Genomic DNA, 11,805 nt, shown 5'->3' on the forward strand with positions numbered 1-11,805 from the left:
GGGCGAGCATTGTAGCCCTGTGCAGGCGATGCTCCTAGCGGATCGGCGACCGCCCTGTGCGCTGCTGCGCCAGGGCGGTGGCAGATTACTGCGCCGGGATGTGGCCGAACAGTTCCTGGGCGAAGCGCACGCGCTCTTCGACGCTTTCCTTGATGCCATTGCTGGCCAGTTCCTCAAGGTGCGCCTCGACGGCGTGGGTGCGCAGGGTCAGGCCGCAATCGTTGGCGATCTGGATGTTCAGGCCGGGGCGGGCGTTGAGTTCCAGGATCAGCGGGCCCTTGTCCTGGTCCAGCACCATGTCCACGCCGATGTAGCCCAGGCCGCACAGTTCATAGCAGCCGGCGGCCAGCTTCATGAAGCCGTCCCAGTTGGGCAGTTGCACGCCGTCCACCGCATTGGTGGTGTCGGGGTGCTTGCTGATGATGTTGTTCAGCCAGGTACCGCGCAGGGTCAGGCCGGTCGCCAGGTCCACACCCACGCCGATGGCGCCCTGGTGCAGGTTGGCCTTGCCGCCGGACTGGCGCGTGGGCAGGCGCAGCATGGCCATGACCGGGTAGCCCATGAGCACGATGATGCGGATGTCCGGTACGCCTTCGTAGCTGATGCTCTTGAAGATCTGGTCCGGGGTTACCCGGTACTCGATCAGCGCGCGGTCGCGATGGCCACCCAGTGAGTACAGCCCGGTGAGGATGCTCGACACCTGGTGCTCGATTTCCTCGTGGGTGATGATCTTGCCGGACACCGTGCGGTAGCGGTTCTCGAAGCGGTCGGCGATCACCAGGATGCCGTCACCACCGGCGCCCTGCGCCGGCTTGATGACGAAATCGCTGCGCCCGCCGATGATCTCGTCGAGCTTGTCGATGTCCTTTTCGGTGGAGATCACCCCGTACATTTCCGGCACGTGGATGCCGGCCTTGATCGCCCGCTCCTTGGTGATGATCTTGTCGTCGACGATCGGGTACAGGTTGCGCTTGTTGTACTTGAGCACGTAGTCCGCGTTGCGCCGGTTGATACCCATGATGCCCCGGGCTTCCAGGGCCTTCCAGGTTTTCCATAGGCCGAACATCAGGCGTCAGCCTTCACGAAGGCCTTGAAGCGCACCAGCTCCGTCAGGCGGTAGCCGCGGTAGCGACCCATCGCCAGCATGAAGCCCACCAGAATCAGCAGCACCGCCGGGAAGGTGAACACGAAGTACACCAGTTCGGGCACGCTCATCAGCAGGTGCGCGACCGAGGCGGCGAACAGGGTGCCGATGGCGACTTTCATGGCATGGCCGCCGCCGCGTTCCTCCCAGGTGATCGACAGGCGTTCGATGGTCATGGTCAGAATCACCATCGGGAACAGTGCCACCGACAGCCCGCGCTCCAGGCCCAGCTTGTGGCTGAACAGGCTGATGGCCGCGATCAGCACCACCACGAAGGTCAGTACCACCGACAGGCGCGGCAGCATCTGCAGCTTCAGGTGTTCGAGGTAGGAGCGCAGGGTCAGGCCCAGCGCGGTGATCACCGTGAACAGGGCGATACCGAAGCCCAGTTGAGTCTCACGGAAGGCCAGGGCGATCAGCACCGGGGTGAAGGTACCCAGGGTCTGCAGGCCGATCAGGTTGCGCAGCACCAGGATCACCAGCACGCCGATCGGGATCATCACCATGATCATGAAGGTCTGCTGGGTCTGCAGCGGCAGGCCGTACAGCGAGTATTCGAGGAAGTCGGCGTCGGTGTTCTCGTCGGTCAGCTTGGCCAGGCGGATGGCGTTCATCTCGCTGTTGTTCAGGCTGAAGCTGACGTTGACCTTCTTGCCGCCATCGACGGTGATCAGCGGATCATCGCCGGTCCACCACAGCAGGCGGTCGGCCGGCAGGCCCTGCTCGCCGGTGTCCGGGTTGAAGTACAGCCAGTCGTTGCCGTTGAAGCTGCGCAGCCACAGTTCCGGGCTCTGCGGCTGGTCGGCCAGCAGGCGGATGGTGTGCACCTTCTCCACCGGTACGTGGGCGATCGACAGCAGCAGGTCGATGACCTTGGCCTTGTTCAGCGAAGAGGCATCGCCGGCCAGCAGCAGCTTGACGTTGTCGTCGTTGGGGTTGTTGACCCGCTTGATGGTCTCGCTGACGAAGGTCTCGACGTCGGCCGAGTGCTGGCGGATAGGTGCCATCAACGCTTCGGCGGCGATCTTCTCCGGCCCTTCGACCGGCTGGCTGTCACGGAAGGTCGGGCCCTTGATCTTGACCTTTTCGCTGCTGTAGCGCTTGGTCAGTACCAGGCGGTAGTAGAGGGTCTGGTTGCCCTTGGCGCGCCGCGCCGACCAGGTCACCTTGCGGTTGCCATCGACACGGTTGACGCTTACGCCGTAGTTGTTGGAGATGAAGCTCTCATTGAGGCTGACGTAGTCGTTGCTCAATGGCGGCACGAACATCTGGATCTTGATCGGGTCCTTGGGGCTGGCGACGAACTCGACCTTGGCATCGATGTTCCACAGGTCGTCGGTTTCGTCTTCGGTCACCGGGATGCCGAGCATGAAGATCTGGTACGCCGTGATCGACACACCCAGCAACACCAGGAGGGTGATCAGGACTTTCAGATGAAGGGTAAGAGAGCGCATCGAAATTACTCTGCGGTATGAGCGTCAGTGGCGCAGGCAGGTTTGCCGGCAGCGTATTTAAGGCTTGGGTCGACCAGCGCGTCGAAGTGCTTGAGCGCCTCGGAGCCGATCAGTAGCGGGTACTGGAAGGCACTGCGGTCGGTCAGGTTCACTTCGATGCTGCGCAGGGCCGTACCCATGCAGATATTCAGCGCGATCACCGGGCGGGAGGTATAGGCCTTGCCTTCGTCCGGGTTGTAGTCACCGGCGCGTCGCTTGATCTTGCTGACACGAGCCAGTGGTCGTTCTATCGGATGCGAATGGGCTGCGTCAATTGCCAGATAGAAGCGCACCCACGATTCGCCGTTGCGCTTGAAGCGCTTGATATCGCGCGCGCTCAGCGAGGCGGTCTTGGCCCCGGTGTCGAGCTTGGCCGCAACCTCGAGGTCGATATCGACAAGGCGGGCATATTCATTGAGGCCATAGACAGTCTTGTCTGCCGCCTGGCTCAGGGCAGGCAGCCCACAGAGGCTGAGTAACAGTAGAAAGGGTGTGAGTCTCATAAATCCTGACGCGATGCTGTGGGGGTTTGCCCCCTCAGAGGCGGCGGCATTCTACCACGCTGGTGTGTCGATGCCAGCGGCTGGAGTCAGACAACACCGACAGACACGAAGTTCGTTCTTAGACGATTGTCGACAATATTGAATTTGTCTTTGACTGGGGTGGCTTAATTAGCTAGTTTTGGCCCTACAGATTTTCAAGGTGTCGACAATATGCTGGATGCAGCCCAAGCCTCCGCCCCCCTTCAGGAAGATTCGGAGACGCTTTCCGAAAACGTCTTCCGGCGCATCCAGGCCGCGATCGTCAAGGGCGAGATTGCCCCCGGCAGCAAGATCTCCGAGCCGGAGCTGGCGCGTACCTACGGCATCAGCCGCGGCCCGCTGCGCGAGGCCATCCACCGCCTGGAAGGCCAGCGCCTGCTGGTGCGGGTGCCGCACGTAGGGGCGCGGGTGGTGTCGCTGAGCCATGCCGAGCTGATCGAGCTGTACGAGATTCGCGAGTCCCTCGAGGGCATGGCCTGCCGCCTGGCTGCCCAACGCATGAGCGTAGCCGAGATCGACGAGTTGCGCCGGGTGCTCGACACCCATGAGCGTGATGCCGCGTTCCAGGCCGGGGTGGGCTACTACCAGCAGGAGGGCGACTTCGACTTCCACTACCGCATCATCCAGGGCAGCGGCAACCGCACCCTGGTGCAGATGCTGTGCGGCGAGCTGTACCAGCTGGTGCGCATGTACCGCATCCAGTTCTCCGCCACGCCCAACCGCCCGCACCAGGCGTTCGCCGAACACCACCGGATTCTCGATGCCATCGCCGACCGTGACGGCGAGCTGGCCGAATTACTGATGCGCCGCCACATCGGCGCATCCAAGCGCAATATCGAGCGTCATTACAAAGACGCCACCGCCCCTAGCCCACGAGGTGAGTCATGAGTCAGAAAAGCAGTCCCGGCCAGCGTTTTCGCGATGCAGTCGCCGCCGAGCACCCGCTGCAGGTCGTCGGCGCCATCAATGCCAACCATGCGCTGCTGGCCAAGCGCGCCGGGTTCAAGGCCATCTACCTCTCCGGTGGCGGTGTGGCGGCAGGCTCGCTGGGCCTGCCCGACCTGGGCATCACCGGCCTGGATGACGTGCTGACCGACGTGCGCCGCATCACTGACGTGTGCGACCTGCCGCTGCTGGTGGACGTGGACACCGGGTTCGGTTCGTCGGCGTTCAACGTGGCGCGCACGGTCCGCTCGATGATCAAGTTCGGCGCCGCCGCCATTCATATCGAGGACCAGGTGGGCGCCAAGCGCTGCGGCCATCGTCCGAACAAGGAAATCGTCTCGCAACAGGAGATGGTCGACCGCATCAAGGCGGCCGTGGACGCGCGTACCGACGACAGCTTCGTGATCATGGCGCGTACCGACGCCCTGGCGGTAGAAGGCCTGGAGGCCGCGCTGGATCGCGCTGCGGCGTGCATCGAGGCCGGTGCCGACATGATCTTCCCCGAGGCCATCACCGAGCTGTCGATGTACAAGACCTTCGCCAACCGCGTGAAGGCGCCGATCCTGGCCAACATCACCGAATTCGGCGCCACGCCGCTGTACACCACCGAAGAGCTGGCCTCGGCCGACGTGTCGCTGGCGCTGTATCCGCTGTCGGCGTTCCGCGCCATGAACAAGGCGGCCGAGAACGTCTACACCGCGCTGCGCCGCGACGGCACGCAGAAAAACGTCATCGACACCATGCAGACTCGCATGGAGCTTTACGATGCCATCGACTACCACGTGTTCGAGCAGAAGCTCGACGCACTGTTCGCTCAGAAGAAGAGCTGAACCGCAGCACACCGCAATTAGCCGATTCCCATAACAAATTCAAAAGTGGAGAAAACCAATGGCCGAAGCAAAAGTACTCAGTGGTGCCGGCCTGCGTGGTCAGGTGGCCGGGCAAACCGCACTGTCGACCGTGGGCCAGGCCGGCGCCGGCCTGACCTACCGTGGCTATGACGTTCGCGACCTGGCCGAGCACGCGCTGTTCGAAGAGGTCGCCTACCTGCTGCTGTACGGCGAGCTGCCGACCCAGGCCGAGCTGAGCGAGTACCAGCACCAGCTCAAGGCGCTGCGCGACCTGCCCCAGGCGCTCAAGGAAGTGCTCGAGCGCATTCCGGTCACCGCCCACCCGATGGATGTGATGCGTACCGCCTCCTCGGTGCTCGGCACCCTGGAGCCGGAGCTCAACTTCGGCCTGCAGCACGAGAAGACCGACCGCCTGCTGGCGCTGTTCCCGGCGGCCATGTGCTACTGGTACCGCTTCAGCCACCATGGCGTGCGCATCGACTGCACCAGCGACGAAGACACCCTGGGCGGGCACTTCCTGCACCTGCTGCACGGCAAGAAGCCGAGCGAGCTGCACGTCAAGGTGATGAACGTTTCGCTGATCCTGTACGCCGAGCACGAATTCAACGCCTCGACCTTCACTGCCCGGGTGTGTGCCTCGACCCTGTCGGACCTGTACTCGTGCGTGACGGCGGCCATCGGCTCGCTGCGCGGGCCGCTGCACGGTGGTGCCAACGAGGCCGCGATGGAAATGATCGAGCGCTTCAAGACCCCGCAGGAAGCCGTTGCCGGCACCCTCGGCATGCTCGAGCGCAAGGACAAGATCATGGGCTTCGGGCATGCCATCTACAAGGAGTCCGACCCGCGCAACGAAGTGATCAAGGGCTGGGCGAAGAAGCTCGCCGACGAGGTGGGCGACACCGTGCTGTACCCGGTGTCCGAAGCCATCGACAAGACCATGTGGGAGCAGAAGAAACTGTTCCCCAATGCCGACTTCTACCATGCCTCGGCCTACCACTTCATGGGTATCCCGACCAAGCTGTTCACCCCGATCTTCGTCTGCTCGCGCCTGACCGGCTGGGCGGCGCATGTGTTCGAGCAGCGTGCCAACAACCGCATCATCCGCCCGAGCGCCGAATACACCGGCGTCGAACAGCGCAAGTTCGTGCCAATCGAACAACGCTGAGACTGGCGTGCAGTACCGATCAAGGCGCTGGCCTTGCCTTTGGAGAGGCCGGCGTTGCTGTTGTAGGAGCCGGCCTTGCCGGCGAAGGAAGCACTGCGGTGTCTCTTCTACCGTTTCGCCGGCAAGGCCGGCTCCTACAGGTTTCCCATCGTTGCTGCGCACCGCCGACTTATCCGTGATTGAGTCCCGCGTCCATGAATACTGAATTTCGCAAGCACCTGCCGGGCACCACGCTCGACTACTTCGACGCCCGCGCCGCCATCGCCGCCATCAGCCCCGGCGCCTACGACAAGCTGCCCTATACCTCCCGCGTACTGGCCGAAAACCTGGTGCGCCGCTGCGATCCGGCAACCCTCGATGCCTCGCTCGGCCAACTGATCGAGCGCAAGCGCGACCTCGACTTCCCCTGGTACCCGGCCCGCGTGGTGTGCCATGACATCCTTGGCCAGACCGCACTGGTTGACCTTGCCGGCCTGCGTGACGCCATCGCCGACAAGGGCGGCGACCCGGCCCAGGTCAACCCGGTGGTGCCGGTGCAACTGATCGTCGACCACTCGCTGGCCGTGGAGTGCGGCGGCTTCGACCCGCAGGCGTTCGAGAAGAACCGCGCCATCGAAGACCGTCGCAACGAAGACCGCTTCCACTTCATCAACTGGACCAAGAAGGCGTTCAAGAACGTCGATGTGATCCAGCCCGGCAACGGCATCATGCACCAGATCAACCTGGAGAAGATGTCGCCGGTGATCCACGCCGAGCAGGGCGTGGCCTATCCCGATACCTGCGTCGGTACCGACAGCCACACCCCCCACGTGGATGCCCTGGGCGTGATCGCCATCGGCGTCGGCGGCCTGGAGGCCGAGAACGTGATGCTGGGTCGTGCGTCCTGGATGCGCCTGCCGGAAATCGTCGGCGTGCAGCTCACCGGCAAGCCGCAGCCAGGCATCACCGCCACCGACGTGGTGCTGGCGCTCACCGAGTTCCTGCGCAAGGCCAAGGTGGTAGGCGCCTACCTCGAGTTCTACGGCGAGGGCGCCCGTGCGCTGACCCTGGGCGATCGCGCGACCATCTCCAACATGGCCCCCGAATACGGCGCGACGGCGGCGATGTTCTCCATCGACCAGCAGACCATCGATTACCTCAAGCTCACCGGTCGTGAAGACGCCCAGGTCAAGCTGGTGGAAACCTACGCCAAGGTCGCCGGCCTGTGGTCCGACAGCCTGGTCAATGCCGAATACGAGCGTGGCCTGCAGTTCGACCTGTCGAGCGTGGTACGCAACATGGCCGGCCCGTCCAACCCGCATGCCCGGGTGGCCACCAGCGAGCTGGCTGCCAGGGGCATTGCCGGGCAATGGGAAGAGGTGCCGGGGCAGATGCCTGACGGCGCGGTGATCATCGCTGCCATCACCAGCTGCACCAACACCAGCAACCCGCGCAACGTGATCGCTGCCGGGCTGCTGGCGCGCAATGCCAACAGGCTGGGGCTGACGCGCAGGCCGTGGGTCAAGTCGTCGCTGGCGCCAGGCTCCAAGACCGTGGCCCTGTACCTCAAAGAGGCGGGCCTGGAGGATGAGCTGGAGCAGTTGGGCTTTGGCATCGTGGCGTTCGCCTGCACCACCTGCAACGGCATGTCCGGCGCTCTGGACCCGGTGATCCAGCAGGAAATCATCGACCGCGACCTGTACGCCACCGCCGTGCTGTCGGGCAACCGCAACTTCGACGGGCGTATCCATCCGTATGCCAAGCAGGCCTTCCTGGCCTCGCCGCCGCTGGTGGTGGCCTACGCCATTGCCGGTACCATCCGTTTCGATATCGAGAAGGACGTGCTGGCCGTGGTGGACGGCAAGGAAATCCGCCTCAAGGACATCTGGCCCAGCGACGAAGAGATCGATGCAGTGGTCAAGGCTGCGGTCAAGCCGGAGCAGTTCCGCCAGGTGTACATCCCGATGTTCGCCGTGCACGAAGACACCGGACCCAAGGTCGACCCGCTGTACGACTGGCGCGCCATGAGCACCTACATCCGTCGCCCGCCGTACTGGGAAGGCGCGCTGGCAGGCGAGCGCTCGCTCAAGGGCATGCGCCCGCTGGCGGTGCTGCCGGACAACATCACCACCGACCACCTGTCGCCGTCCAACGCGATCATGCTCGACAGCGCCGCAGGCGAGTACCTGGCAAAGATGGGCCTGCCCGAAGAGGACTTCAACTCCTACGCCACCCACCGTGGCGACCACCTGACCGCACAGCGCGCAACCTTCGCCAACCCCAAGCTGTTCAACGAGATGGTGCAGGAGAACGGCAAGGTCAAGCAGGGTTCGCTGGCGCGTATCGAGCCGGAGGGCAAGGTGACGCGCATGTGGGAGGCCATCGAGACCTACATGCAGCGCAAGCAGCCGCTGATCATCGTGGCCGGTGCCGACTATGGCCAGGGCTCGTCACGCGACTGGGCGGCCAAGGGCGTGCGCCTGGCCGGTGTCGAGGCCATCGTGGCCGAGGGCTTCGAGCGTATCCACCGTACCAACCTGGTGGGCATGGGCGTGTTGCCGCTGGAGTTCAAGCCGGGCACCGACCGCAAGACCCTGGGTATCGATGGCAGCGAGACCTATGACGTGGTGGGGCAGCGGACACCGCGGGCCACCTTGACCCTGGTGATCACGCGGCGTGACGGCGAGCGCCTGGAGGTGCCGGTGACCTGCCGTCTGGACACGGCGGAAGAGGTGTCGATCTACGAGGCGGGCGGTGTACTGCAGCGCTTTGCCCAGGACTTCCTCGAGTCGTCGGTGGCATAAAAGACTCAGCTTGCCTCGCCCTAGTGGGAGCGGGCTCGACCCGCGATGCAGGCGACGCGGTACTGGCTGTAACCGCATCGCTTGCATCGCGGGTCGAGCCCGCTGCCACAGAGCAGGTGGCTCGATCACATTACAGGACAAGATTTCCATGCCACACGTACCCCAGATCAGAATCCCCGCCACCTACATCCGTGGCGGCACCAGCAAAGGCGTGTTCTTCAACCTCGAAGACCTGCCCGAAGCCGCCCAGCTCCCCGGCGCCGCGCGCGATGCGCTGCTGCTGCGGGTTATCGGCAGCCCCGACCCCTACGGCAAGCAGATCGACGGCATGGGCGGGGCCACCTCCAGCACCAGCAAGACGGTCATCCTGTCGCGCAGCATCAAGCCCGGGCACGACGTCGACTACCTGTTCGGCCAGGTCGCCATCGACAAGGCCTTCGTCGACTGGAGCGGCAACTGCGGCAACCTCTCGGCGGCAGTCGGCTCGTTCGCCATCAGCGCCGGCCTGGTCGACGCCAGTCGCATCCCGCGCAATGGTGTGGCTGTGGTGCGCATCTGGCAGGCCAACATCGGCAAGACCATCATCGCCCACGTACCGATCACCGAAGGCGAAGTGCAGGAAACCGGCGACTTCGAACTCGACGGCGTGACCTTTCCGGCCGCCGGGGTGCAGCTCGAATTCCTCGACCCGGCCGCCGACGAAGACGGCGCGGGCGGCTCGATGTTCCCCACCGGCAACCTGGTCGACGACCTGGTGGTGCCCGGTGTCGGCACCTTCAAGGCAACCCTGATCAACGCCGGCATCCCGACCATCTTCATCGACGCCCAGGCCCTGGGCTACACCGGCACCGAGCTGCAGGACGCAATCAACGGCGACCCCGAGGCCCTGGCGCGTTTCGAAACCATCCGTGCCCACGGCGCCGTGCACATGGGCCTGATCGAGCACGTCGAGCAGGCCGCGCAGCGCCAGCACACGCCCAAGGTGGCGTTCGTGGCACCGCCGGCCGACTACCAGTCCTCCAGCGGCAAGACCGTGGCAGCGAGCGATATCGACCTGCTGGTGCGTGCGTTGTCGATGGGCAAGCTGCACCACGCCATGATGGGTACGGCAGCGGTGGCCATCGGCACCGCGGCGGCCATCCCCGGCACCCTGGTCAACCTTGTTGCCGGTGGCGGCGAGCGCAGCGCCGTGCGCTTCGGTCACCCCTCGGGCACCTTGCGCGTGGGCGCCGAGGCGCGCCAGGTGAATGGCGACTGGACCGTTACCAAAGCAATCATGAGCCGCAGCGCTCGCGTGCTGATGGAGGGTTGGGTACGCGTACCTGGCGATACCTTCTAGAGGCAGCGGTGCTCGGCTCTCCTTTCACCCCATGTGAACAGAGAGACGACAATGAGTGCCAATGTTGACCTGAACGACCGCCCCGACTACGACCGGGTCCTGCAGGACATTGCCGACTATGTCCTGCACTTCAGGGCCGAGCCGGGGGAGGCGCTGGATACGGCGCGCAACTGCCTGATGGACACCCTGGGTTGCGGCCTGCTGGCGCTGCGCTTTCCCGAGTGCACCAAGCACCTGGGGCCGCTGGTGGAGGGTACCGTGGTGCCCCATGGCGCGCGGGTGCCCGGCACCGCGTACCGCCTCGACCCGGTCAAGGCGGCCTGGGACATCGGCTGCATCGTGCGCTGGCTGGACTACAACGATACCTGGCTGGCCGCAGAATGGGGTCACCCCTCCGACAACCTCGGCGGCATCCTCGCGGTGGCCGACCACCTCTCGCAAAAGCGCGTGGCCAACGGCGACGCGCCGCTGACCCTGCACACGGTGCTCGAGGCCATGATCATGGCTCACGAGATCCAGGGCGTGCTCGCGCTGGAAAACGCTTTCAACCGGGTGGGCCTGGACCACGTGCTGCTGGTCAAGGTCGCATCCACGGCGGTGTGCGCCCGGCTCATGGGCGCCAATCGCGAGCAGTTGCTGGCGGCCCTGTCCCAGGCCTTTGTCGATGGCCAGGCGCTGCGCACCTACCGCCATGCCCCCAATGCCGGCTCGCGCAAGTCGTGGGCGGCCGGTGATGCGTCGAGTCGCGGGGTGCGCCTGGCGGACATCGCCCTGCGCGGCGAGATGGGCATCCCCGGCGTGCTCACCGCGCCGCAGTGGGGCTTCTATGACGTGCTGTTCAGCCATACCAACAAGGACCTGGCGCTCAAGCCCGAGGGCAAGCGCGAGTTCAGCCTGTCGCAGCCGTTCGGCAGCTACGTGATGGAGAATATACTGTTCAAGATCAGCTTTCCGGCCGAGTTCCATGCGCAGACCGCCTGCGAGGCGGCGGTGACCCTGCATCCACAGGTGCGCAATCGCCTGCATGAAATCGAGCGCATCGTGATCACCACCCATGAGTCGGCGATTCGCATCATTTCCAAGGTCGGCACGCTGGCCAACGCGGCGGACCGGGACCACTGCCTGCAGTACATGACGGCGGTGCCGCTGATCTTCGGCAACCTGGTGGCCGAGCATTACGAAGATGATTTCCATGCGGCGCACCCGACCATCGACCGCTTGCGCGAGAAGATGGTGATCGTCGAAGACCCGCGTTTCAGTCGCGAGTACCTGGAGGCCGACAAGCGCTCGATCGCCAACGCGGTGCAGGTGTTCTTCACCGACGGGTCGAGCACCGAGCAGGTGGTGGTGGAGTACCCCATCGGGCACCGGCGCCGACGCGCCCAGGGCATCCCGCTGCTGGAGGACAAGTTCAAGGCCAACCTGGCGACGCGGTTTACTGCGCAGCGTTCGGCCGAGATCCTTGCGTTGTGCAAGGATCAGGCGAGGCTTGAGGCGACGGCGGTGCATCGGTTCATGGATCTGTTCGTGATCTGAGGGGCGA

General features: G+C 64.6%; 9 protein-coding genes. 6 read left to right on the plus strand and 3 right to left on the minus strand.

Features of this window, described 5'->3' with window-relative positions; translation table 11 throughout:
- Nucleotides 1–85: 85 nt before the first annotated feature.
- Genes MF6396_RS12555 through rloA form a run of 3 tightly spaced genes read right to left on the minus strand, consistent with a single transcriptional unit; the run spans nt 86 to nt 3,140 of the window.
- Nucleotides 86–1,066: an alpha-L-glutamate ligase-like protein gene (locus MF6396_RS12555; RefSeq protein ID WP_043863079.1), complete on the minus strand. Its 981-nt coding sequence runs from the start codon at nt 1,064–1,066 to the stop codon at nt 86–88.
- Nucleotides 1,066–2,598: an osmotic stress tolerance membrane protein RloB gene (gene rloB, locus MF6396_RS12560; RefSeq protein WP_043863078.1), complete on the minus strand. Its 1,533-nt coding sequence runs from the start codon at nt 2,596–2,598 to the stop codon at nt 1,066–1,068. The genes MF6396_RS12555 and rloB overlap by 1 nt, the downstream gene beginning before the upstream one ends.
- Nucleotides 2,599–2,603: 5 nt before the next feature.
- Nucleotides 2,604–3,140 carry a retropepsin-like aspartic peptidase RloA gene (gene rloA / locus MF6396_RS12565; protein WP_043863077.1) on the minus strand — a complete coding sequence of 179 codons (537 nt, stop codon included), beginning with the start codon at nt 3,138–3,140 and terminating at the stop codon, nt 2,604–2,606.
- A gap of 210 nt (nt 3,141–3,350) precedes the next feature.
- Between rloA and MF6396_RS12570 the strand changes: the two genes are divergently transcribed.
- The 6 genes from MF6396_RS12570 (at nt 3,351) to prpD (ending at nt 11,798) form a co-directional block, all read left to right on the plus strand.
- On the plus strand, nt 3,351–4,067 hold the full coding sequence (locus tag MF6396_RS12570) for a GntR family transcriptional regulator (RefSeq protein ID WP_043863076.1): 717 nt from the start codon (nt 3,351–3,353) through the stop codon (nt 4,065–4,067).
- Nucleotides 4,064–4,954, plus strand: a complete 891-nt coding sequence (gene prpB / locus MF6396_RS12575) for a methylisocitrate lyase (protein ID WP_043863075.1) — start codon at nt 4,064–4,066, stop codon at nt 4,952–4,954. Before MF6396_RS12570 ends, prpB begins: the two co-directional genes overlap by 4 nt.
- Nucleotides 4,955–5,012: 58 nt before the next feature.
- On the plus strand, nt 5,013–6,140 hold the full coding sequence (gene prpC, locus MF6396_RS12580) for a bifunctional 2-methylcitrate synthase/citrate synthase (RefSeq protein WP_043863074.1): 1,128 nt from the start codon (nt 5,013–5,015) through the stop codon (nt 6,138–6,140).
- Between the two features lie 194 nt (nt 6,141–6,334).
- The gene (gene acnD, locus MF6396_RS12585; protein ID WP_078480484.1) at nt 6,335–8,923 is read left to right on the plus strand and encodes a Fe/S-dependent 2-methylisocitrate dehydratase AcnD; all 2,589 of its coding nucleotides are present in this window, start codon (nt 6,335–6,337) and stop codon (nt 8,921–8,923) included.
- 148 nt (nt 8,924–9,071) lie between these two features.
- Nucleotides 9,072–10,262, plus strand: a complete 1,191-nt coding sequence (prpF, locus tag MF6396_RS12590; RefSeq protein WP_078480485.1) for a 2-methylaconitate cis-trans isomerase PrpF — start codon at nt 9,072–9,074, stop codon at nt 10,260–10,262.
- Between the two features lie 51 nt (nt 10,263–10,313).
- Entirely contained in the window at nt 10,314–11,798 is a 1,485-nt protein-coding gene (gene prpD, locus MF6396_RS12595) for a 2-methylcitrate dehydratase (RefSeq protein WP_078480487.1), read from the plus strand.
- Nucleotides 11,799–11,805: the final 7 nt, after the last annotated feature.

The sequence above is a fragment of the Pseudomonas sp. MF6396 genome (assembly GCF_002018915.1).
GTDB lineage: Bacteria > Pseudomonadota > Gammaproteobacteria > Pseudomonadales > Pseudomonadaceae > Aquipseudomonas > Aquipseudomonas palmensis.